The sequence below is a fragment of the Bacillus sp. REN16 genome, assembly GCF_020731355.1.
GTDB lineage: Bacteria > Bacillota > Bacilli > Bacillales > Bacillaceae_L > Ferdinandcohnia.
In genome coordinates this window covers 41,119-65,796 of record NZ_JAJFZK010000004.1, presented here as the reverse complement: position 1 = coordinate 65,796, position 24,678 = coordinate 41,119, and the positions used below count along the sequence as shown (strand labels likewise).

At 37.2% G+C, this 24,678-nt stretch carries 22 protein-coding genes and 2 other annotated features (1 of these 24 only partly in view); of the genes, 1 reads left to right on the top strand and 21 read right to left on the bottom strand.

Features of this window, described 5'->3' with window-relative positions; translation table 11 throughout:
• Positions 1 to 13, bottom strand: a sequence feature (ribosomal protein L20 leader region); it reaches 122 nt to the left of the window's first position.
• A gap of 120 nt (positions 14 to 133) precedes the next feature.
• The 20 genes from thrS to citZ all read right to left on the bottom strand — a co-directional run bounded on the left by thrS (position 134) and on the right by citZ (position 22,540).
• Positions 134 to 2,065, bottom strand: coding sequence for a threonine--tRNA ligase (thrS, locus tag LKW28_RS05955; RefSeq protein ID WP_229139438.1), 1,932 nt, complete (start codon positions 2,063 to 2,065; stop codon positions 134 to 136).
• A 50-nt stretch (positions 2,066 to 2,115) separates the two neighbouring features.
• Positions 2,116 to 2,350: a binding site (T-box leader), on the bottom strand.
• Positions 2,351 to 2,423: 73 nt separating this feature from the next.
• On the bottom strand, positions 2,424 to 3,275 hold the full coding sequence (ytxC, locus tag LKW28_RS05950; RefSeq protein WP_229139715.1) for a putative sporulation protein YtxC: 852 nt from the start codon (positions 3,273 to 3,275) through the stop codon (positions 2,424 to 2,426).
• 310 nt (positions 3,276 to 3,585) lie between these two features.
• Positions 3,586 to 4,515, bottom strand: coding sequence for a primosomal protein DnaI (dnaI, locus tag LKW28_RS05945; RefSeq protein ID WP_229139437.1), 930 nt, complete (start codon positions 4,513 to 4,515; stop codon positions 3,586 to 3,588).
• Positions 4,516 to 4,530: 15 nt separating this feature from the next.
• Positions 4,531 to 5,922 carry a replication initiation and membrane attachment family protein gene (locus LKW28_RS05940; RefSeq protein WP_229139436.1) on the bottom strand — a complete coding sequence of 464 codons (1,392 nt, stop codon included), beginning with the start codon at positions 5,920 to 5,922 and terminating at the stop codon, positions 4,531 to 4,533.
• A gap of 55 nt (positions 5,923 to 5,977) precedes the next feature.
• Positions 5,978 to 6,436 (bottom strand): transcriptional regulator NrdR, encoded by a 459-nt coding sequence (gene nrdR, locus LKW28_RS05935; protein WP_229139435.1) that lies wholly within the window; start codon positions 6,434 to 6,436, stop codon positions 5,978 to 5,980.
• Between the two features lie 84 nt (positions 6,437 to 6,520).
• Entirely contained in the window at positions 6,521 to 6,904 is a 384-nt protein-coding gene (locus tag LKW28_RS05930; protein WP_229139434.1) for a cytosolic protein, read from the bottom strand.
• Positions 6,905 to 7,010: 106 nt separating this feature from the next.
• Positions 7,011 to 7,391, bottom strand: coding sequence for an adenosylmethionine decarboxylase (gene speD / locus LKW28_RS05925; RefSeq protein WP_229139714.1), 381 nt, complete (start codon positions 7,389 to 7,391; stop codon positions 7,011 to 7,013).
• A 241-nt stretch (positions 7,392 to 7,632) separates the two neighbouring features.
• Entirely contained in the window at positions 7,633 to 8,664 is a 1,032-nt protein-coding gene (locus LKW28_RS05920; RefSeq protein ID WP_229139433.1) for a glyceraldehyde-3-phosphate dehydrogenase, read from the bottom strand.
• 205 nt (positions 8,665 to 8,869) lie between these two features.
• On the bottom strand, positions 8,870 to 9,469 hold the full coding sequence (gene coaE / locus LKW28_RS05915; protein ID WP_229139432.1) for a dephospho-CoA kinase: 600 nt from the start codon (positions 9,467 to 9,469) through the stop codon (positions 8,870 to 8,872).
• A gap of 26 nt (positions 9,470 to 9,495) precedes the next feature.
• Positions 9,496 to 10,131 (bottom strand): sporulation membrane protein YtaF, encoded by a 636-nt coding sequence (gene ytaF / locus LKW28_RS05910; RefSeq protein WP_229139431.1) that lies wholly within the window; start codon positions 10,129 to 10,131, stop codon positions 9,496 to 9,498.
• A gap of 221 nt (positions 10,132 to 10,352) precedes the next feature.
• Positions 10,353 to 11,186: a DNA-formamidopyrimidine glycosylase gene (mutM, locus tag LKW28_RS05905; protein ID WP_229139430.1), complete on the bottom strand. Its 834-nt coding sequence runs from the start codon at positions 11,184 to 11,186 to the stop codon at positions 10,353 to 10,355.
• A gap of 20 nt (positions 11,187 to 11,206) precedes the next feature.
• On the bottom strand, positions 11,207 to 13,837 hold the full coding sequence (gene polA, locus LKW28_RS05900) for a DNA polymerase I (protein ID WP_229139429.1): 2,631 nt from the start codon (positions 13,835 to 13,837) through the stop codon (positions 11,207 to 11,209).
• A gap of 150 nt (positions 13,838 to 13,987) precedes the next feature.
• Positions 13,988 to 14,917, bottom strand: a complete 930-nt coding sequence (gene hflC, locus LKW28_RS05895; RefSeq protein ID WP_229139428.1) for a protease modulator HflC — start codon at positions 14,915 to 14,917, stop codon at positions 13,988 to 13,990.
• Complete coding sequence (gene hflK, locus LKW28_RS05890; RefSeq protein ID WP_229139427.1) at positions 14,914 to 15,882, bottom strand: FtsH protease activity modulator HflK; 969 nt, start codon at positions 15,880 to 15,882, stop codon at positions 14,914 to 14,916. Before hflK ends, hflC begins: the two co-directional genes overlap by 4 nt.
• 194 nt (positions 15,883 to 16,076) lie before the next feature.
• A complete protein-coding gene (gene pnpS, locus LKW28_RS05885) occupies positions 16,077 to 17,528 on the bottom strand; it encodes a two-component system histidine kinase PnpS (protein WP_229139426.1) in 1,452 nt (483 codons plus the stop codon).
• Positions 17,521 to 18,237, bottom strand: coding sequence for a response regulator transcription factor (locus LKW28_RS05880; RefSeq protein WP_229139425.1), 717 nt, complete (start codon positions 18,235 to 18,237; stop codon positions 17,521 to 17,523). Before LKW28_RS05880 ends, pnpS begins: the two co-directional genes overlap by 8 nt.
• A gap of 126 nt (positions 18,238 to 18,363) precedes the next feature.
• Complete coding sequence (locus LKW28_RS05875) at positions 18,364 to 18,840, bottom strand: MaoC/PaaZ C-terminal domain-containing protein (RefSeq protein ID WP_229139424.1); 477 nt, start codon at positions 18,838 to 18,840, stop codon at positions 18,364 to 18,366.
• Between the two features lie 217 nt (positions 18,841 to 19,057).
• The gene (gene mdh, locus LKW28_RS05870) at positions 19,058 to 19,999 is read right to left on the bottom strand and encodes a malate dehydrogenase (protein WP_229139423.1); all 942 of its coding nucleotides are present in this window, start codon (positions 19,997 to 19,999) and stop codon (positions 19,058 to 19,060) included.
• A 64-nt stretch (positions 20,000 to 20,063) separates the two neighbouring features.
• Positions 20,064 to 21,338 (bottom strand): NADP-dependent isocitrate dehydrogenase, encoded by a 1,275-nt coding sequence (gene icd / locus LKW28_RS05865; protein WP_229139713.1) that lies wholly within the window; start codon positions 21,336 to 21,338, stop codon positions 20,064 to 20,066.
• 83 nt (positions 21,339 to 21,421) lie between these two features.
• Positions 21,422 to 22,540, bottom strand: coding sequence for a citrate synthase (gene citZ, locus LKW28_RS05860; RefSeq protein WP_229139712.1), 1,119 nt, complete (start codon positions 22,538 to 22,540; stop codon positions 21,422 to 21,424).
• Between the two features lie 551 nt (positions 22,541 to 23,091).
• Between citZ and ytvI the strand changes: the two genes are divergently transcribed.
• Entirely contained in the window at positions 23,092 to 24,207 is a 1,116-nt protein-coding gene (gene ytvI, locus LKW28_RS05855) for a sporulation integral membrane protein YtvI (RefSeq protein WP_229139422.1), read from the top strand.
• Positions 24,208 to 24,276: 69 nt separating this feature from the next.
• On the opposite strand, the gene LKW28_RS05850 is transcribed toward ytvI, so the two are convergent.
• A complete protein-coding gene (locus LKW28_RS05850) occupies positions 24,277 to 24,669 on the bottom strand; it encodes an FxsA family protein (protein ID WP_229139421.1) in 393 nt (130 codons plus the stop codon).
• Between the last annotated feature and the right edge of the window lie 9 nt (positions 24,670 to 24,678).

Below are 24,678 nucleotides of genomic sequence, written 5' to 3'. Positions count from 1 at the left end.
TCTACTTTCTCAAACAAGTATTCAATTACCTACAAAAGTATAACATTTGTAATGGTGTCTGTCAAACGGTGCAACTAGAATAACACAACGATGTTTATTCTAGCATGCACTTTTACATTTGACAAGTCCTTTTTTACCTTTTCACTTCTTGCAGGACATTTGCAAGGAATGTATCAAAAGACATTGTCTCTGATTTTTGCTCGCCATACCTACGAACGTTAACTGCATTTTCACCCATTTCGTTGTCCCCTACAACAAGCATAAATGGAACTTTTTGCATCTGAGCTTCACGAATTTTATAGCCAATCTTTTCATCACGATCATCTATTTCAACACGTAATCCTTCTGCTTGAAGTTTCTCTTGGACGCTCTTCGCATAGTCTAAGTGAGCGTCTGGCGATACTAGAATGACTTGGACTTGAACAGGTGCTAACCAAGTTGGGAATGCGCCTTTGTATTCTTCAATTAGATAGGCAACGAAACGTTCCATTGTTGAGACAACACCCCGGTGAATAACGACTGGACGATGCTGTTTTCCATCTTCACCGATATATGTTAAATCAAAACGCTCTGGTAATAAGAAGTCAAGCTGAACAGTTGAAAGTGTTTCATCTTTTCCAAGTGCTGTACGTACCTGAACATCAAGCTTCGGACCATAGAATGCTGCTTCTCCTTCTGCCTCGAAATAATCAAGACCAAGGTCATCCATTGCAGCTTTTAACATGGTTTGTGCTTTTTCCCACATCGCATCATCATCAAAATATTTTTCAGTATCAGCCGGGTCGCGATAAGAAAGACGGAAGCTATAGTCTTCAATATCGAAGTCTTTATATACCTCTAAAATAAGGTTAACTACTCGCTTGAACTCTTCTTGTATTTGGTCAGGACGTACGAAGATATGTGCATCATTAAGAGTCATCCCTCTAACACGTTGTAGTCCAGATAATGCTCCACTCATTTCGTAACGGTGCATTGTTCCTAATTCAGCAATACGGATTGGAAGCTTACGATAGCTATGAATACCGTTTTTATAAATCATCATGTGATGCGGACAATTCATTGGACGAAGCACAAGTTCTTCATTATCCATTTCCATTATTGGGAACATGTCTTCTTGATAATGATCCCAGTGTCCTGAAGTTTTATAAAGGTCGACATTTGCAAGAACAGGTGTATACACATGGTCATAGCCTAGTCTTACTTCTTTATCGACAATATAACGTTCAATCACACGACGGATAGTCGCACCTTTTGGAAGCCATAATGGCAAGCCTTGACCTACCTTTTGTGAGTTTGTAAACAGGCTTAATTCCTTACCTAATTTACGATGGTCACGTTCTTTGGCCTCTTCAAGGAAGTGAAGATGTTCTTCAAGATCTGCCTTTTTGAAGAATGCAGTTCCATAAATACGTTGAAGCATTTTATTGTCGCTATTGCCGCGCCAGTATGCACCAGCAATGCTTAGAAGTTTAAATTCTTTAATTTTACCTGTAGAAGGAACATGGACACCACGGCAAAGGTCAAAGAATTCACCTTGTTCGTAAATAGTTAATGTATCCCCGTCTGGGATATCTTGAATCAACTCAAGCTTAAGCTCATCACCAATCTCTTCGTAGCGACGAATCGCTGCATCTCGTGAAACCTCAACACGGTGAATGTCAAGATTTTCATTGACAATTTTCTTCATTTCTTTTTCAATTTCTGGCAAATCCTCAGGTGTTAATGACTTTTCCATATCAATATCATAATAGAAGCCATTTTCAATAACTGGACCGACACCAAGCTTAACATCTTTGTATAGACGCTTAATCGCTTGCGCCATCAAGTGAGCTGTACTGTGGCGCATGATCTCTAATGCTGCATCAGTATCTTGGGTAATAATTGCTATTTCGCCATCTTCATGGATTTCAGTTCGCAAATCGATTTCCTGGCCGTTAAATTTACCGGCTATTGATTTTTTCTTTAGTCCTGGGCTGATTGAGCCTGCAATTTCTTCTGTTGTTGTTCCTTTAGGAAACTCCTTCACTGCTCCGTCTGGGAATGTAATTTTTACTACATCTGACATCAGTTTTCAACTCCCTTTTCTTTTTGAAAATAAAAAATACCCATCCCTAAAAAAGGGACGAGTATATGTATCGTGGTTCCACCCTTGTTTCCACTCAGTTAAAAATCAAGTGGCTCAAGAAATAAATAACGGTTTGCCCGTCAGCAATTACAGCTTTGCTACGCAAAGGTTCACTACTGAAGTTTAAAGGTGGTAAATGTATCATTCGTGTTAGGAAGCTTCCAGCCTAGTCTTCCCTCTCTGATAACCGTAATCATACATTCATGTCCTCATCATAACTTTTAAGTATAATGCAGTTTTTGTAATATGTAGTATTATAGTCTTATTTAAAAGTTAAATCAAGGGCACTTCACACATTTTATATATTTTTTGCTTTAAGGCGTCTATTCTCAAAGGATTTCTTTGTATAAATCGTCACGTTCTCCAAAAAAATATTGTGGATGGTTTGAATCATACCATTATCAATCTGATCGGTATAAATACAAATTGATTTTGGCGCAATTGATACCAAGGGTGCCAAAACGGCTGAATCAATATACATTGGCTGATGTAAAATTAATTTTCGGTCAATATACTTAAAAAGCTCATCACGCTTTATTTCAGTAAATGTTTCATTATAAAAATAAAATTGCTCATCATGTAAAATATGTAATTGTTCGAGCTTCGGTTCCCTTTTTTCCCTAAATTCTCGCAATCCTTGGATAAATGTTTGATACTCTTGCTCCAGCTTATATTCGTCAATTGCTGATTCCACAATTTGCAATAATGCCTCATTGTATAAACGCATGCGAAACTTTAAAAACGATTCGAATGAAAAGGAAATTGGAACCTGCAAGAATTCATGGAGTGCTTCAGCTATCAGTTGCTCACGCGGAACAACATCCTGGACGGCGGGTATGTCAGGATTATTTCCATCCATTAATGTTTTTGTAATTTCTAAAATTTGTTTTTTCTCTTCATAATCAGTAAAGTAAAAAATGTTTTCAATAAATTCGAGAATCCAATGATCTTCTTTGTTCTTGATAATAAATTCGGTCATAACCGGAATGATCACGACCTGAATAGCGTATTGTGTTTTTTCCGATACGAAAACAGACACCACATTTTCTTCTTCCTTTACAACCTCTATGTAATCTATTGAAAGAGCTTTCGTCTTTGCAAGTAAGCCCTTATACATTTTTCTTGCATCAGTCATTTCTTGAAAATGCATTTCAATCAAGCTAGTCCCCCCATTTCACCAATACCATTACCCTGTTAAATGTATATGGTAAATAGGACAACTTTAGAATATAAAAAATAGCTATCCCTTTTTGGGATAGCTATTTCGCTCTAATCAAATGCGCCTTGGCGTATTTTCGCCCGATTTTTAGGCCCACACGATGTGGGTCATGAAGACGTTACCACAGGATGTGGTGTTTTTAGTCTTCGATCTTACTGCTCGAAAAACTTCCTCTGAAAAATCGTGGCATCCGCCGGAGGCTCTAACTATATTCAGCCGGGTCAAAACCCGCTGAATATAGTTAGTAGCGTCGGTTTTTTCCTTTAAGTTCGACTGGCTTTGCTAAGTATCTAATTCGTTCCATAATTCTGGCTGCTTTTACTTTTTCCTCTTCACCACGTTGTGTGTATGATAAGTGGTGTTCGAGACCTTTAAAATCAAAATTTGATGTGAAAAAGGTTGGTAAATTTTCAAGCATGCGATATTGCAGAATACTTCCAAGAATATCATCACGCATCCAGCTGGACATGGATTCCGCCCCAATATCATCAAGCATTAACACTGGAACCTTTTTAACTGCATCAATTTTTGAATCGATTGACTGGTCCTGAAAAGAGCCCTTCAATTCCCTCATAAATTCCGGAACATAAACGAGCATAGATGACACCTTTTTTTGGGCTAAACCATTTGCAAGTGCCCCCAGAAAATAGGTTTTCCCAATTCCAAAGGAACCGTATAAATAGAGGCCATGCACCCGTTTACCTGGTTCATATTGAGCAAGAAATTCCTGGATTAAAAGAATAGCATCGGAACGGCCTTCATCAAAATCAAGGGATTCAAGGGAGGCGTCAAGAATATCCTTTGGAACATACATGCTCTTGATCAATGACTTATATTTAATCTGTTCATCATACATAACCTTTTTCGGGCATCTTTCATAGCTTAAGTCAATTGAATTTCCTTTAAGTTCGAGATGAGGATGATATCCCTGCAACATGTTTTTACATGTATTTAGACTTTCACATTTCGAACATTCCTTGCTTTGGTTAATATACTCATACAGCTTTCCAAGGTTTCTATTAATCGTATCATTCGTGATTTCGTCTTGATGGACATTTATAAAGGCCCTTACATCTGGATGATTTAAAACTTCATGTTTGATTTGTTCATAACGTTGCTGAAAGCCAGCATTATTTGATAGTTTGTTTAAAGAATCCTGTATCGGTTTCATGTCCTCACCTCCATCTTATCTATTATTTTTTTTAAGTCTTTCTTCAAATAATCGCTTCTTTTCCTCAAACGAGGGATCATGCCATTTTTCCTGTTTTGGAGTTTCGCTTTTTGTTCCTTCGTCTTCTTGCTTCAGCCAATCCGGCAGTAATTCTTTACGTATCGGCTGTCGTTTATATTTATTTGCCTTTTTATCTGCAGTCCAATTGTACTTTTTAGCGGTTTCCATTGCCTCTTTTACTGTCTGAATATCCAAACGAGCCCAGTTGCTGGCAATCGTTTCAATATAGGACTTGGTTAGTCTCATATCTGATTTTAACATGACATAATACAACAGTACATTCACAACACCTGGAAGAAGGTTTTGCCTGAACATAACATCTTCAATAATTTTCAATTCCGATACTGAAGGCTGTGCTCCTCCAGAAACATCAATCAGAAATTCTTTAGGCGAGATTCTTTCAAGCTTTTGAATTAATTCTTCTTCCTTTGTTTGTGGAGTTTTTTGTGACATGGTTTGTTTAGGCAGTGGTTGAACTTTTTCCGTCAAAGCCGGTAATTCATTACCTGTTTCAAATTGATACCAGTCCCTGGAGGCCTTTCTTAATTTTTCAATATCAATTTTTTCATTGGGGTCAAGGGCACTCATGACAATTCCTTGCATTTCAATTGGATCGATTCCGTACAGGAAGGAGAGTTTTGTTATTGCTTCTTTTACTCGAGGGGTAATTGATTTTGTCGGGATCATCACCTCGGAGATTCCAGCAAAAAACAGATCAAAATTAAAGCCTTCATTTACAATTAAAAGCTTTTTCTCCTCATTTCGATCCATGAATTCTGTATTTTCATCTCGTTCAAGATTATCATTCATTTCATCACTAATTGTGGAAATCATTTTTGAGACCTTCATTGATTCAAATACTTCGCTAAATGCTTTTGTAATCGGTTTATATGCATGTAAGTCCAATTCATGATCAGAAAAGAACTGTTTCAGCTTAAAAAACTTACTTTTACCTAGCCTATTATATAAGTATACGTTCAGTACACCATCCGTGAAAAAAGCCCTTGGTGAAAGTGGTGCTTGCAGCTCATAGATAAAACTTCTAGAATCCTCATCAGACTTCACAAATGTTTTTAAGAGCCCAATGCCCTCAAGTTTTAATCGTTCTTGATAAATTTCCTCAAGATTCGTTTGAAGAAGCGCCATTAACGTATAATGAGTGCTTTCCTCACTCCAAAGCCGATTTTGCTCCAATTCACTCCACAGGGTCATATAAAGACTGAATGCTTTCATTCCAATAAGGGGCTGGTATAGCAATGATACAATTTTCCGGTCATAGTCATGCAAGAGGTCTGCAGCGTGAACAAGGTAGCGGTCGACAGGTACTATTTCCTTCCAATGCTCCATTTCATCAAGCCCTTTCTATAAGTAAGAAAAAGAGCTTAATAAGATTCTTAAGCCCTTAGCGTTCCCGTTTTATTAATTCCTTTAATTCATCGATAAATACATTTATATCTTTAAACTGACGGTATACGGAGGCAAAGCGAACATATGCCACTTCATCTACCTGCGCCAAATGATTCATTACATACTCACCAATAATATCACTTTGCACTTCTGCAATCCCTTGACTTCGAAGTTCTTTTTCAACCTCATGAGTAATATCCTCTAATTGCTTTAAGGAGACAGGACGTTTTTCACAAGCTTTAATAAGCCCACGCAGCATTTTTTCTCTGCTGAATTCCTCGCGTGTTCCTTCTTTTTTAACAACAATTAAAGGGATTTCTTCCACTTTTTCAAATGTTGTAAAACGATATTGGCATTTTTCACATTCACGTCTTCTGCGGATTGAACGACTATCATCAACTGGACGTGAATCTAACACTCTTGTTCCATTATGATGACAAGTAGGGCATCTCATTGGTAACAACTCCTTCCTCGGAGATCTCTATGTATTCATCTTATAAGAAAGATTTTTGTAGGACAAGTGTTTTTATTGATGTTCTTAAGATTCTCCCTTACCGATGAGTGGAAGCTCCTTATCTAAATGTTGATATAAATTCGTGATTACTTTTCGGCTATAACCAAAATCGATTGGCACCAATAATGTTTCTGTCGTGACTGCAAAGTCAATTGCCGTTTCAAATGGTCTAACGGAGACGACGGTTGCCACAACAAAGGCTTTTCTGCCTTTTTTAATTGAAATGCTTATTTCTCCGCGGTCTTCCGATACAGAGTTGATTTGGTACCCATCTATATTGTTAATCACCTTTTTTACAGCTTCAATCGCTTTTTTATTTGTCGTTTTATAATAATGACTTTTTAAAAGCTCGTCCGAATGTTTGTCTCTTGTTTCACTGTGATTCGAAAAAAACGTTTGCAATCCCATGTATTCCACTCCTTAATTATCTATATAATCCCCATTTTGTTTAAAATGTAAAAAAAGAGGTGTAGTTCATACACCTCTTACTATTTTAGATGATTCTTATTTATTTTTAAAGTACTTTAACTTGTGCTGGCTTAACTTGTACTGGGCCCATACCACGTGGAAGTTCGATATTCTCGCGCGTTTGCGCACCGAGCTCCTCAGCAATATAGTCTGCAGCAATATTCGGATCTAAATCTCCACATGTGTAAACATCAATACTTGCATATCCATGTTCAGGAAAACTGTGAATTGTTAAATGTGATTCCGAAATAATAACAACACCGCTTACTCCTTGTGGAGCAAACTTGTGAAATGCTACCTCACGAATTTCTGCACCTGACTTTAGAGCCGCTTGAACAAAAGTTTCTTCAATACCTTGCATGTCATTTAATTTTTCAAAATCGCAACCCCATAATTCAGAGATTACATGTCGTCCCATTGTTTCCATCATTTAGTTGTTCCCCCTCTTACAAAATTTTGGTGAGTTCTTCGCGTAAAGCATGGGCATAACTACCACGGGGGAAAGTTAGTCCAGAGAGGTCCTAACCCTTTAAGTAGCTACAAAAGCATAGGCTTTTAAGAAGTTCACGAAATCTAGTATACTTTGTTTATATATTTTTAGCAATAACTTTCATGAATTATTAAATGAAATTATAAAAACCCTCCCTAACACTGGGAGGGTATTGACCTTATCCTACTTTTGCTTCTGTTTTTTGGATGATTTTTGCACCAATATATTTAACCAAATCTACAACTCTGCAAGAATACCCCCATTCATTATCATACCAAGCTAATACCTTTACCTTACGATCTCCAATGACCATCGTAGACAGGCCATCGATAATGGATGAATGTGGATTTGTATTAAAATCAATTGATACGAGTGGCTCAGTCGTAAAATCCAAAATGCCTTTTAATGATCCCACTGAAGCAGTAATAAAAGCTTCATTAATTTCTTCAATGGTAACATCTCGTTCAACATCAACAACTAAATCAACTAATGACACATTTGGAGTTGGAACACGAAGTGCCATTCCATGCAATTTTCCTTTTAGTTCAGGCAAGACAAGTGATAACGCTTTTGCTGCTCCAGTTGATGTAGGAATGATTGATTGTGCACAGGCTCTTGCTCTTCGCAAATCCTTATGCGGATTGTCAATATTTTTTTGATCATTTGTATAAGCATGAACGGTTGTCATTAAACCGTTTACAATTCCAAACTGCTGATTTAATATCTTTGCAACCGGTGCTAAGCAATTTGTTGTACAGGATGCATTCGAAATAATGGCATGTTGTTCAGGATCAAATTTATCTTGGTTAACACCCATTACAATTGTTATGTCTTCATTCTTACCAGGTGCTGTTAAGATAACCTTTCTTGCCCCAGCTTGTAAATGCAGGCTCGCTTTTTCCTTTGAATTAAACTTTCCAGTTGCCTCTATCACAATATCTATATTTAAGCTTTTCCAAGGAAGTTCTAAAGGATCGCGGGAGCTAAGAAGCTGAACCCGCTTTCCATTTATCAATAAAGAATCGTCCTCAGGAATGACTTCCGCATCGAATTTACCATGGTTTGTATCATATTTTATGAGATGTGCTAGCGTAACAGCAGGGTAGCTTGCATTAATTGCAACTATTTCTAATGAATCATCCATAATTGCATTTCTAAATACCATTCTACCTATACGGCCAAATCCATTAATTGCGATTCTTGGCTTCATTACAACCCCTCCAGGATATATGTTATACTCTTTACTACCAATATTTATAAACAGTATAACACATTGGTGAGCTTATGTAACATTTTTAATCTATTTTTTTATAAAAATGGTTATTTATACAGCTTAAAATCTCCTTAAATTATTTTTAAGCATGAAAAAAGGCATCTCAGCCACTCGAGATACCTTTTAAAAACGTTATAAAAGTCTATTGAATACCCCATTGCTTACAAATTTCATCAAACTGTTCCTTTGTAGCCTCAATTGTGCCATTATTATCAATTACAGCATCAGATAATTGAATTTTGTCCTTAAGCGGCATTTGTGATCGAATTCTTGCCTCAGCATCCTTCTTGGGAAGTTGATTACGATTCATGAGACGCTCTAACTGTGTCTCATAATCAACATACACCAGAAGAGTTCGATCAACCAATGAGGTTAATTTACTTTCAAACAACAATGGAATATCCAATACAATGGTTTCTTCACCGTTATGGATATGTTCTTCCTTTTCCTTCAGCATTTGCTTCCGGACAGCAGGATGAACAATTGAATTTAATAAAAGACGCTTTTCTTCACTGAAAAAGACGACCGAACCTAATTTCGGACGGTCAATCGTGTTGTCAGGTAATAAAATATCTTCACCAAATGATTGAACAATTTGTTCGTATGCTTCTTCTCCAACCTCAACAACTTTACGTGCAATAACGTCTGCATCAATTACTGCAATTCCTGCGTCTATAAACATCTGTGATACTGTGCTTTTTCCGCTTGCGATTCCACCTGTTAATCCGATTGTTAATGCCACGTATTCTATCTCCCCTGTTTTGTTTTTTAGAATTTCCAGATTCCAATTAAAATCAGTAAGATTCCTGGCAAAAATGAAAATTTCTGTACCCATCTTTTCTTTGAAAAAACGGAACCACTTTTGATACCTGTATATACAAAAAGTGAGCTCATTATAGCAACCAACATCGCCATTACCCACGGAGAAAATCCTAATAAAGCTGCACCAATTCCTGCGCCAAACGCATCTAGCGAAAGGGCAAAACCTAGTAAAAATGCTTCGAGACCGGTAATGGTTCCTGATTTATCAAGGTCAGCAACCATAGGCTTCTTTAAAATATTAATAACAAGTCCAAGTGATTTTATTTCAACCTTCACTAATAGTTTTTCTTCATTTTGTTCTGCTGCCTGGGATGATGGACGAAAAAACTGAAACAATACCCAGGCACCAATTAATACGAGAACGATACCACCAAGCCTGTCGGCGATTGCAGGTGATACAAAAAGTGCAATTGATTTACCTAACGCCATGGCTGCTGCCATCGTTACAGCTGAACAGCAGGCTATGGTTAAAATTGATTTGAACGGTATTTTCATTTTTCTCATACCGTATGTGAATCCAACGCTAAAACTATCTAAGCTTACAGCAAATGCTAATAAAACGAGTGATGCGAATTGGGACATTTCAAAGAGGCTCCTTCCTATCGTTATAAGATAAGTATATGGAAGGAGCCCATCCCGTGTGAAATAATCGAAAAGCGCAAGCGCCTTGAACAGCCCCGACAAGCACAAGACGAGCTGGCCAGAAAGTTGTTCTTTGACCTTCTTGACAGATTTACTTGTGACCTCGAGGGGCTAGGCGCTGGAGCTAGACACCAAAAACTATGTACGAAAATTATACTTTCCTATTGATGAGTCTTCTGGCATTTTGGACAGTAATGTGTGCCTCTTCCACCGACGACTGTTTTTTCTATTTCTGATCCGCATCTTTGGCATGCTTTTCCATTTTGGCCATACACATATAGCTGCAATTGGAACATACCAATTTCACCTTGTGTGTTAACATATGAACGGATTGTACTTCCACCTTTTTCAACAGCCTCGTTCAACGTTTGAATGATTTCATGGTGGAGTATTTTCAATTCCTTTTTGGTCAAAGAATTTGCTTCTCGCTCAGGATAAATTCCTGCTCTAAACAATGCCTCATCTACATAAATATTTCCAAGTCCAACTACTTTTGTTTGATCAAGTAGTGCCACTTTTATTTTCCGATTGGTCTTCGATAGCTTTTCTTCTAAATATTTCAACGTAAATTCTTGCGAAAAGGGTTCAGGACCTAATTGAGATAAGGGAAGACTTGCCTCTTCTTCCCCCTTTTTAAATAGATGCATCGTTCCAAATTTACGAACATCCCGATAACGCAGCTCAGTTCCATCTGTAAAAGTAAATAAAACGTGAGTATGTTTATCATATGGTTCATCTTTATCATAAAGGCCATATCGGCCTTCCATGCGTAAATGTGAAACCATCACATAATCATCTAATATAAACTTTAAAAACTTACCTCTTCGATCCACATCATGAATGGTTTGGCCGCGAAGAGCATCACAAAACTGCTCTGGTTCCTCTGGTTTTTTAATGATTTTTGGCCATAGTACCGTCACATGATTGATAGTCTTTCCATTTACGAGCTGAATTAATGTTCGCCTAACGGTTTCGACCTCTGGTAATTCAGGCATATGATCACTCCTCAAATCGGTTATTTCGCATCATACCAGGTCTTGCCATATTCATAATCGACCTTTAATGGAACTTTTAAGGAAATGGCATTTTCCATTACTTCTGGTACAATTTTTTTCAAAATCTCAATTTCCTCTTCAGGTGCTTCAAAAATTAATTCGTCATGTACCTGTAAAAGCAATTTTGCTTGCAGCTTTTCTGTTTTTAATCTTGCTGCCATATCAATCATCGCCTTCTTGATAATATCGGCAGCACTTCCTTGAATCGGAGTATTCATTGCTGTTCTTTCTGCAAAGCTGCGAACATTAAAATTACGAGCCGTAATTTCAGGAATATATCTTCTTCTTTGAAGAAGAGTTGAGACATATCCCTTTTGTCTTACATCCTCAACGATTTCCTCCATATATTCCTTAACACCAGGGAAGCTTGCAAAATAACGTTCAATAAAATGTCCTGCTTCCTTTCTTGTAATTCCAAGGTTTTGAGACAATCCAAAATCACTGATTCCGTACACAATCCCGAAGTTAACAGCCTTTGCCTGGCGACGCATATTAGAGGTTACCTCATCTTCCTTGACGTGGAACACATCCATTGCCGTTTTTGTATGAATATCTAGATCATTCGAAAAGGCATTGATTAAATTTTCATCGTTTGCAATATGTGCAAGCACTCTTAGTTCAATTTGCGAATAGTCTGCTGCAAACATAAACCAATCCTTATTAGATGGAACAAAAGCTTGTCTTATTTTTCGTCCTTCTTCCAGGCGAATCGGAATATTTTGCAGATTCGGGTCTGTTGAGCTTAGTCTTCCCGTTTGTGTTAGAGCCTGCTGGAATCGAGTATGAACTTTACATGTATCTTCATGAACAACCTTTAATAAACCCTCAATATAGGTTGATTGAAGCTTTCCAACTTGGCGATAATGCAAAATATACTCAATAATCTCATGCTCTTTAGCCAGCTTTTCAAGAATATCAGCAGAAGTTGAATAGCCCGTTTTTGTTTTTTTGTAAACGGTAAGCTGAAGCTTTTCAAAAAGAATGACACCTAGCTGTTTTGGCGAGTTAATGTTAAATTCTTCTCCTGCCAGCTCATAAATCTTTTGTTCAAGCTCTTGCAGATGTTGCTTTAATTCCTCTCCCATTGTTTTTAAACGTTCAACATCAACCTTCACCCCTGTTGCTTCCATATCAGCTAGGATGAAGGATAATGGCATTTCTAAATCAGTGAAAAGCTTATATTGTTCGTTGTCCTGTAATTCCTTTAGGAAGATATCCTTTAACTTTTTAAGTGTAACTGCTTTTCTAACTAAATGCTCCGCAAGAACTTCTTCGCCTGGTATATTCTGTTTCGCACCTTTTCCGTACACCGCTTCATCCGTTTGTACACCAGTAATTCCCTTAGTTTTTGCAATTGCTGCAATATCGTCGGTAGAATCAGATGGATTTAAAATATAGGAGGCAATTAAACAATCAAAATCAATTCCTTGTAACTCAATTCCCTTCCATCTCAAGGCAACAATTGATTTTTTCGCATCAAATACCGTTTTCTTCTTATCTTTGTCCTTTGCCCATTGCTTAAAGGCTTTCGATTCAAGTGCTAGCTTTGTTGGAATATAAAAATTCCCATTTTCATTTGAGATTGCAATTCCTTGAACATCTGCTCTATGGTAGCTTTCATCATGAACTTCCACATTTAAGGCAGAATCAGCAGTTAACATATCATCCTTGACTTCTTCAACGAATTTGAAAGAAATCTCTTCTAAAGGCTTGTCCTCGGTTTTCTCACTTCCCTCTACCTTATCGAGTAAGGAATTAAACCCAAGTTCTTTAAAAAGCTTAATCACTTGGTCACCATCATAGCCATTATATTCAAGCTCACCTATTCCAATTTTAATTGGCGCATCACGATAGATCGTGGCAAGCTTCTTACTCATGATCGCTTGGTCTTTATTTTCTTCAAGCTTTTCTTTCAGCTTCTTTCCGCTTACCTTATCAAGTGAGTCTAATAGCTCCTCTAGGGTATTGAACTCTTGCAATAATTTTAGAGCTGTTTTTTCACCAACTCCTGGGACCCCTGGTATATTATCAGAGCTATCCCCCATCAGTCCTTTCATGTCGATAATTCGTTCTGGTGTGATTCCATATTTTTCATTAATGAAATCAGGCGTATAGGAATCAACGTCTGTAATTCCTTTTTTCGTTATATCAACCGTAACCTGGTCTGAGGCAAGTTGTGTTAAGTCTTTATCCCCTGAAATAATTTTAACCTCAAAACCGTCTTGTTCAGCTTGAAGCGATAAAGTTCCGATAATATCATCGGCTTCATAGTTTTCTAATTCATATCTGGCAATCTTGTAAGCATCAAGGAGCTCTCGTAAAAATGGAAACTGCTCTGAAAGCTCAGGTGGAGTTTTTTGTCGACCACCTTTATATTCGCTAAACGTACTATGTCTAAACGTTGTTTTTCCTGCATCAAAAGCTACTAAAATATGTGATGGCTTTTCCTGCTCAAGTATTCGGTTCAAGATCATCGTAAAGCCATAAATTGCATTTGTATGTACACCTTTATCATTATTCAGAAGTGGCAAGGCAAAAAATGCCCGATAAGCGATACTATTTCCATCCACTAAAACAATCTTTTTATCCAAGAAAAATCGTTCCTTTCTATGACAACAATTTGGGACCTTTTGAGTATACAAACGTCGAAACCCATAATAAAAAGCCGTTGTTTTCCTACTGTTCATTTTAGCATGACATGAACGCAAATGGAAAACAACGGCTACTTATATGTGACTTTGTTAATCAGTATATCCCATTAACAATCTCGCGTATGGAGAGTCCGCTGGTAAAATAATGACTGTTTCTCCATCGATTGTAGTTTTATAGGATTCTAACGTACGGAACAGGTTGTAGAACTCCGGGTCCTTTGAGAAGGCATCATTATAGATACGGGCTGCTTCCCCTTCCCCTTGGCTTCGAATAACCTCCGCATCAGCTTGTGCTTTTGCAATGATTTCCTTTACTTCCATATCCGTTTTTGCCTCAATTTTATTTTTCTCGGCATCCCCTTCAGAAAGATAGTTTTGAGCTGTTGATTCACGCTCGGAAATCATTCTTGTATAGACGGATTGTTCGTTTTCAGCTGGTAGATCAGTACGCTTCATACGTATATCTGTTACGACGATTCCATAATTATCTTCTTCAAGGTTTTTATTTACAATTTCTGTAATACGATCATTTAGACTGCCGCGCTCCGACTTTTCATCGTTAATAATCTCATCATAATTTAATTGACCAAGCTCTGTACGAATCGCCGAATATACGAATTCATCTAGCTTTGCTTCAGCACTAACGACCGTTCTTGTTGTAGCAATCATTTGTTTAGGGTTTTCAATACGCCAAACAGCATAATTATCGATCATCATTCGCTTTTTATCCTTCGTATTGATTTCAGCCTCTTGAACATCATAAATCATTTGATATTTTGGTAATGTTTCAACTGACTGGATAAAAGGAATTTTATAAGAAAGACCAGGTGTTTCTTCAATTCGGACAACCTCACCGAATTGTCGAATAACCTTGTATTCACCTTCTCTTACGATAAATAAATTAACCAGAACGATCCCAATTAGAATAATTGCGATAAGAAGGAATATACCGCCCTTCGTGTATTTGCTATATTTATTGGAACCCTTTTTTTCGTTTAAATCCACTACATTTTCACTCATTGGTTACCACTCCCTTCTGTTTCTACAGGAGGAACCTGCGCTTGGCTTCCAGCTGGACGTATTGGCAAGTACTTCATGGTATTGCCATCATCCTTCATAATATAAATTTCAGTATTCGGTAATACTTGATCCAGGGTTTCAAGAACAAGACGTTTTCTTGTAATCTCAGGATTTTTTGCATATTCAGTGTACAATGCATTAAATGTAGCAACATCCCCACGTGCAATTTCCATACGGGCTGCTTTATCCCCAGTGGCACGAGAGATAAGGGCTTCTTGCTCCCCTTTTGCTTCAGCCATTTTTTGGTTACGGTATTTGTTTGCTTCATTTATTTTTGTATTTTTTGTTTCACGGGCATCTGTTACATTTGTAAATGCTTTTCGAACCTCGTCATTTGGTAATTCAACATCCTGCAGTTTAACAGCAGTTACTGAAACCCCAATATCATATTTCTCTAATAGAGCAACTAATAAATCTCTAACCTCAGCTTCAATTTCCGCTTTACCAGATGTTAACGCATCATCGATTTTGGAACTTCCAATTATACTTCTTAAAGATGCAGAAGTAGCATTATATAAAATTTGCTCAGGATCCTCAGAATTAAATAAGAACTTTGAAGGATCGGTAATTTGCCATTGAACAACCATATCCGCGAGAACAATATTTTCGTCACCGGTAATCATTTTCGTGTCCTTTGGCACATCAGTTATTTCACCATCTTTTTGATCATAACCAAATTGTAAACTATAAGTAGTTTTTGGTAATTTTTCAATATCCTGTATCGGCCATGGCATCTTAAAATGGAGACCAGGCTCAGATATTGCTTCATCCGCTTTACCAAACGTTAATATAATTGCTTGCTCTGATTCATCAACAGTGTACCAGGATGTAAATCCAACAACACCCAAAACCAGAACGAGCACACTTAGTCCTGCAATCGTAAAAATTCTTTTCAAACTAACCATGCTTTCCCCCCTCAATTTATATCTACATAGTTTTATACGATTATAATACAAAAAGGTTTCAATAAGATAAAAAAAAGGACAAGGATATTACATCCTTGTCAAAAGGTTTGGCCTTCTAGTATGAAGGGGTTCTCATAAATATCATACGGTTTAGATATTAAGAGAATATGTTTCCATTGTAAACATTTTGTAAATTAGGATATCTTTGTTGATGTTAATTCTTTTTTTAAACGAATCGAAACCGTTGTTCCTTCCCCTACTTTACTGCTTATTTGTACTGCCCCTTCATGTGCCTCAATAATATGTTTTACGATTGCAAGACCTAAACCTGTACCTCCCGAATTTCTACTTCTCGCTTTATCAACTCGATAAAACCTTTCAAAAATGCGGGAAAGCTCGTTTTCTTCGATTCCTATCCCAGTATCGATAATTTGGATTTGAACAGAATCAACCAGATTTGTGGCCTTTACCACAACCTTAGCTTTATTAGGAGAATATGACAAACTATTATTAATAACATTGATAAAGACCTGTTTTAATCTGTCCACATCTCCGTCTATAACCATTGTTTCATCTTCTACGAAAAGCTCTAAATGAATATCTTTCTCTACTGCTTTTGAGTTTAACATTCGTAAACTATTTTCCAAAAGCTCCTTCACATTAACACGTGAAAGGTTTAGCGAAAAACCCTTATTCTCCATTTTCGATAAATCCAATAGATCTTGAATAAGAACTTGAAGACGATGACTTTCATTTAGGATGATTGATAAAAATTCTTCTAAGACTTCCTTATCATTCATCGCCCCATCTAACAAAGTCTCAGCAAACCCTTTAATAGATGTAATGGGTGTTCGAAGTTCATGAGAAACATTTGAAACAAAATCCTTACGCATCTGCTCAAGTCTTTTCAAGTCTGAAATATCATGAAAAACTAGAACAACCCCTCGCCATTCCACGTTTGCCCCTAATATTGGCGTAGCGTACACCTCAAAATCCTTTTGTTCATTTCCAATCGTCAAATGGATTTGTCTTCGTAATTTTCGCTCGGTCATAAAAATTTCTTCTACCAATTTGACCATTTCTTTATGAGTAAAAGCTTCGTAATAAAGCTGCCCCAATAAATCTTCTTTGTCGTCAATCTTAAATATTTCATTAATCGTCCGGTTAAAAATACTAATATATCCTTTGCTATCGATAAATAATAGCCCGCTACCCATATTTTCAATCAAGGTATGTAATCTGTCGTGCTGCATTTCATAGGATTTGGTCATTTCTTCAATATTTCTTGCAACAATATTAATTGATTGCCCCAGTAACCCAGCAGCACTAATATGATCCTCATAGGTTCTTGCTCGGTAATTTCCCTTTGCTAGTTCTTTTACCGCTTTTGTTGCAGCATCGATTGGTTTTGTATAGGTGGTCGTGATTCTTACAATTAGTGAAAGTATGATTATCAATGCAATTCCTAGACAAACGATAAGCGCAATCCAGACCTGTTGGACAGTTTTATCTACGGAGGTTCCGTGGATCGCATTATTGCTGATTAGACTACTAATGAATTGCCCTAACATAAAACCCATACAAAGAAAAACAATAATGATTAAAAAAATAATCGCAAAAAGAAGTCTCGAGTGAAATTTATTCATAGAGCTTTGGCTCCTCAAGCTTATAGCCTAACCCCCTTACGGTTTTAATTATACTTGGCTTTTTTGAATCCTTTTCAATCTTTTCACGTAAATGACTTATATGAACATCCACTATTCTGGTGTCACCAGCAAAATCATAATTCCAGACTGCACTTAAAAGCTGATCTCGTGTTAAAACTCTTCCCTTATTTTTTGCCAAATATGCGAGTAGTTCAAATTCTTTAGGTGTAAGGTCAAGCGCTTCCTCATTAAAATAGGCCTCGTAATTTTCCGGTAAAATCCGTAAAGGTCCAATCATAATTTGTGGAGCCGATGACGTGTCTTCTGAATAAACCTCTATTTTACTTGTTCTTCTAAGTATTGCCTTTACACGAGCTACTACTTCTCTTGGACTAAATGGTTTTGTCATATAATCGTCTGCCCCAAGCTCCAAACCTAAAACTTTATCAAATTCATCATCTTTTGCCGTTAACATAAGGATCGGGATATCTACTTTATTTTGGCGAAGCTGTTTGCATACTTCGATCCCATCCAATTTTGGCAGCATTAAGTCAAGGACGATAATTTGTGGTCTTTCCACTAAAGCTTTCTCTAAGCCATCTTCCCCGTCCATTGCGGTAATAACCTCGTAGCCTGCCTGTTGCAGGTTATACTGAAGTAATGTAATGATTGAACGCTCATCCTCCACAACCAATACCTTTTTCTTCATTGTCTTCCTCCATCAAAAAAAGATAAACCCCATCATATATTTGTTATCTCTATCTCTTTATATAGATATTATAGAATAACAATTCTAGACTTACCATGAAAATACAAAAAAGAGAGGCTAAGCTCTCTAAAAGTTCTCCAATATTTTCCCTTCCATTGGGGTGATCCGATGTGGAGGACATACTAATAGTCTACCTTCGATTGCCTTTGATTCATCTTCATCTAATGCAGCAACTGAAATTTCAACTGTATGCTCATGAAAATTAACTTTAGTTACTTCAAATAAAAATTGAACCGTGTCATAGTGGTATAAAGGCTGTAAGAATTCAATTTCCTGCTTTAGAATATAGCTGCCAGGACCAGGTAAATATTTTGAAATGGCCGCTGATATAATACCTGTCAACATAACAGTCGGAACAAGCGGTTTTTTAAAGGGAGTTTGAGATGCATAATCATGTTGAATATAAAGTGGATTTGCATCATTCGTCAACCCTAAGTATAACAGTAAATCTTTATCTTCAATTTTCTCAGTTAGTGTTAATTTTTCACCAACAGTCATTTCCTCAATCATTCTACCTAGTTTTCGCTTTTTCCCTAATAACATGAAAAGGGTCGCACCTCCATTAAAATGAAAACGATTACAAGTTTATGTATAAAAAATTCGGGGGAACCCCGAATCTTTATTCGATGTCTAGTCCAGGCGCCATCGGCTCTTGGGTCTAGCCAATCGCTTCTGAAGGCAAAGTGCGCCTTCTATCAGCGCTTTTCTTATACTTGTCGCCGATAGACAGGCACCTTGCGCTTTTCTCTTAATTCTATGATTATGCAAGTATATTCATGACATTTTTTACGGAAGCAGCCGATTTTGCAAGTTCTGCTTTTTCCTGTTCTGTAAGTTCAAGTTCAATAATTTTTTCAATACCATTTGCACCTAGAATGGTTGGAACGCCAAGGTAAATTCCAGTAAATCCATATTCACCTTCTAAATATGCAATTGCAGGTAAGACACGTCGCTGGTCTTTTAATATAGCTTCAACCATCTCCACTAGGGAAGCAGCTGGTGCATAATAAGCACTTCCATTTCCTAATAGGTTGACGATTTCACCGCCACCTTTACGTGTACGTTCAACTATTTCTTCTAAGCGATCTTTTGGAATTAAAGTTTCGAGTGGAATGCCTCCTGCATAGGAGTAACGAACAAGCGGCACCATGTCATCACCATGACCACCAAGAACAAATCCAGTGATATCTTTTACCGATAGATTTAGTTCCTGGGCAATAAATGTTCGGAATCTTGCTGTATCAAGTACGCCTGATTGGCCAATAACACGATTTTTGGGGAACCCTGATTCCTGAAACACTGTATATGTCATAGCGTCAACTGGATTTGTTAAAACAATGATATAGCCATTTGGAGAATGTTTTGCAATTTCCTGAGCAACACTTTTCATGATTTTTTGGTTTGTTTGAACAAGATCATCACGACTCATCCCAGGTTTACGAGCAATGCCTGCTGTAATCACTACGATATCTGAATCAGCTGTATCCTCATAGTTTGATGTACCCGTAATGTTTGCATCAAATCCTTGAACTGGACTAGCTTCCAACATATCTAAGGCTTTCCCTTTTGTTGGGTTCTCCATTTGTGGAATATCAACTAAAACGACGTCTCCCAATTCCTTTTGAGCAAGCAGAAAAGCTGTTGTTGCACCAGTAAATCCACTACCAATTACAGAGATTTTTTTCCGTTTAAATTGACTCATATTATATCCTCCCTATTCATATGTAAGTAACCGCCCTAATTAGGGCGGTTACTTATATCTATGATTAGCCCAAGTTTTTGATTAGTTCATCAGCAAACTCTGAACATTTTACTTCTGTTGCGCCTTCCATAAGACGAGCAAAGTCATATGTTACTACTTTAGATTCAATTGTTTTTTCCATTGAATTCATAATAAGATCTGCTGCTTCATTCCAACCAAGGTGTTCAAGCATTAATACACCTGATAATAGAACAGAGGATGGGTTAACTTTGTCTAAACCAGCATATTTAGGTGCAGTTCCATGTGTAGCTTCGAAAATGGCATGTCCAGTTTCATAGTTAATGTTAGCTCCAGGTGCGATTCCGATTCCGCCAACTTGTGCAGCTAATGCATCAGAAATGTAATCACCGTTTAAGTTCATTGTAGCTACCACATCAAATTCACGTGGACGGGTTAAGATTTGTTGTAAGAAGATATCAGCAATTGAATCTTTTACAATAATCTTGCCTGCTGCTTCAGCATCAGCTTGTGCTTTATTAGCTGCATCTTTACCTTCTTCTTCTACGATGCGGTCATATTGAGCCCAAGTGAATACTTTATCGCCAAATTCTTGTTCAGCAAGCTCGTAGCCCCAGTTTTTGAATGCTCCTTCTGTAAACTTCATGATGTTACCTTTGTGTACAAGAGTTACAGATTTGCGGCCTTGTTCGATTGCATAGTTAATAGCAGCACGTACTAGACGCTTTGTTCCCTCTTCAGAAACTGGCTTAATACCAATTCCAGAAGTTTCTGGGAAACGGATTTTATTAACACCTAATTCATTTTGTAAGAAGTTAATCAACTTTTGAACGCCTTCAGAACCTTGTGCATATTCAATACCAGCATAGATATCTTCTGTGTTTTCACGGAAGATTACCATGTCTGTATCTTCTGGACGTTTAATTGGTGAAGGTACACCTGTAAAATAACGTACTGGACGAAGACAAGTAAATAGATCTAATTCTTGACGTAATGCAACGTTTAATGAACGAATACCACCACCAACTGGTGTAGTAAGAGGTCCTTTAATAGCAATTATGTACTCACGAATAAGATCTAATGTTTCAGCCGGTAACCATTCACCAGTTTGGTTAAAAGCTTTTTCCCCTGCTAATACTTCTTTCCAAACAATTGATTTTTCGCCGTTGTATGCTTTTCCAACAGCTGCCTCTAATACACGTGACGCCGCGGCCCAAATATCTGGACCAATTCCGTCACCTTCAATAAATGGAATAATTGGATTATTTGGTACGTTTAGTACACCATTGGAAACTGTAATTTTTTCTCCTGCCACTAGTATTACCTCCTAAAGTTCATAAGAAGCATCTCAGGAGGAAATTTCTCCTGATATGCTTTTTTCTAATATTTATATTGTTAGATTTATTAACCTCTTTGGTCAATTGGAACGTATTGCTGCATTCCTGGACCAGTATATTCAGCTCGTGGGCGGATTAAACGGTTGTTATCATATTGCTCTAGAATATGAGCTATCCAACCAGAAACACGGCTTACTGCAAAAATTGGTGTAAATAAATCATGATCAATACCTAAGCTATGGTATACAGATGCTGAGTAGAAGTCAACATTTGGTGGTAATGGTTTTTGACTTGTTACAATTTTTTCAATTGCAGTTGACATTTCATACCATTTAGGTTCGCCAGTAATCGTTGTTAACTTTTGAGACATTGCCTTCAAGTGTTTTGCACGCGGGTCACCTTTACGGTAAACCCTGTGGCCGAATCCCATGATTTTTTCCTTATTAGCTAACTTCGTCTTGATATAATTTTCAACATTTTCAACTTCCCCGATTTCGGAAAGCATTTTCATAACTGCTTCGTTTGCACCACCGTGAAGTGGACCTTTTAATGCGCCAATTGCAGCTGTTACACCTGAATAAATATCAGAAAGCGTAGCAACACAAACACGGGCTGTGAAAGTGGATGCATTCAGTTCATGGTCAGCATGTAGAACTAATGCTTTATTGAATGCTTCTTCTGCTATTTCACTTGGTTCTTGACCGCTTAGCATATACAAAAAGTTTCCAGCAAAGCTTAGGTCAGTGCGTGGAGCAACTGGCTCTAATCCTTTGCGTACACGAGAAAAAGCGGTAACAATTGTAGGTAATTTTGCTTGAAGACGAATTGCCTTACGATAATTTGCTTCCGGATCCATTACATCTGCTTCATCATCAAACAGTCCTAACAGTGAAACTGCTGAGCGAAGAGCCGCCATTGGATGAACCTTATCAATTGGGTATGTTTTGAAATGATTTAATACTTCTTGCGGAAGACCTGCATTTTCAGCAATCTGCTGTTTTAATTCAGCTAACTCCTCTTTATTTGGAAGTTTTCTATGCCATAACAGGTAGACAACTTCTTCAAAACTAGCGTTTTCAGCTAAATCATCAATATCAAAACCCGCATACGTTAATGTGTCATCAATAATTGAACTGACCGAAGATGTTGTAGCTACAATTCCTTCAAGACCCTTTGTTGCTGTCATATGACCCTCTCCTTTTTTCATATTCCCCTACCCCCTAAAAAGAGGTAAAATGAGCGCATGCTCAAAATTAAAACATCGAGAATGCGTTAAGTACCCATCATTTCGTGAAGTAAATGCTTTCATTTTTCAAAAATCACGCGAAGTCACAAATATCAAAATAATATTGTGACAAGTAAGAGTAGTAGCAAGTGATATGTAGAAATGTTGTAACTCTCGACTCTATTATAATAAAAAATCAGAGTTTTGTGAATCAAAAGAGACTATTTTCCCTGATAAACTATTATCACACAAAAATATTATTTACTAGGATATCTCTTTAACTAGTTAACCGAGCCGAATACTTAGATTAGTCATCTAAAATAGTTTTAGCTAATTTTGTGGTATTTTGCAGTTTGTTCACGAAATTTTCACTCGCTCTTACGTATAATATCATATTCGCAAATTTTTCTCCATAATTGGAAACATTATTATTCAATTCTTCGTAATTTACTTTTAAAGTTTTCTAAGTGATTGTAAAATAATATGTAAGAATTACCTAGGGAGGAAAAAGTTTGAATATTAACTATGTATACGGTTTTCTTCGATTCTTATTGGTTATTGCGCTAGTAGTTACTGGTTTCGTATTGGTTTATTTTTTATTTAAGCTTACCTATCCGTTTATTTTTGCTTTATTAATAGCTTTCCTCATTAATCCTCTAGTAAATTTTTTGGAACGCAGAGGACGAATGCCTCGAGGTTTATCCGTATTTATAGGGATCTTCCTTGTATTTGGGATTGTCACAGGCTTACTAACATTATTAATTGCTGAAATTATTTCAGGAGCAAATTATTTAGCAAAAGAGGTTCCACAGCATTTTGAAAAGCTTGTCGTTTATTTTGAAAATTTAATAGTTGGTCAAATTATTCCTTTTTATGAGAGATTAACAAGTATGTTCGACAATTTGGATCAAGGTCAACAACAAACCATCATGGATAATGTAAGCAATGTAGGTAGTACCATTGCGACGAATGTCGGAGAGTTTGTAAAAGCCTTCTTGGAAAATATACCCAAATTTCTCGGTTGGTTGCCAAACGCAGCGACCGTTATCGTGTTTTCACTGTTAGCCACTTTTTTCATTAGTAAGGATTGGAACAAATTCATTATCTTGGGGCGAAAGTTTATCCCTGTAAAAGCTAGAACAAGTGGAAAATCCGTGTTTATAGAATTAAAGAAAGCTTTATTTGGTTTTATTAAAGCTCAAGCAACCCTCATTTCGATTACTGCTGGAATCGTGTTGGTTGGTTTATTAATATTACGTGTTGATTACGCAATTACAATTGCCTTGTTAATTGGACTTGTTGATCTTCTCCCATATTTAGGAACAGGGCTCGTGTTTGTACCGTGGATTATATACTCCGCTTTTAGCGGGGATATCCCACTAGCCATCGGACTTGGTATTTTATACTTAGTGGTAATTGTACAGCGACAGGTTATGGAGCCGAAGGTGATTTCATCAAGTATTGGATTAGATCCCTTGGCAACCTTAATATCTCTATTTATTGGGTTTCAACTATTCGGTTTCATCGGACTGATTATTGGGCCAGTGATATTAGTCATCATAAGGACTTTATATACAACTGGTGTATTCAAGGATGTATGGAATTTTATTATCGGAAAAGAAGCATAAATAAGAAAAGTGCAAGGCGCCTGGAACTAGACAACAAAAAAGCCATTCACAATGGCTTTTCTCCTTTCATCACCAACGACGTATAACTGTAAAGTTTCCTTTATCAATTCTCCGTCTAATCCAGTTTGCTATAACAGGTTTAATAGAATTTCTCGTTACTGGTAAGAGTAGCAGGAGCCCTGTCAAATCGGAAATGTAACCCGGAGTTAAAAGCAAAATAGCACCTATTAGAATACATATTCCGTCCATTATTGCTTCACCTGGCACCTGTCCAAGGTCCATCTGTTGCTGAGCCCGTCTAATCGTTTCTATGCCTTGTTTCTTGGCAAGCCATGCACCTAATACTCCTGTAAGAATGATTAATAGAAATGTAAGCGGAACTCCAATTGTCTTTCCTGAAAAAATTAGAACACTTATTTCAAGAGCAGGTACAATGATAATTAATGCTAGTAAAACTCTCATATAATCCTC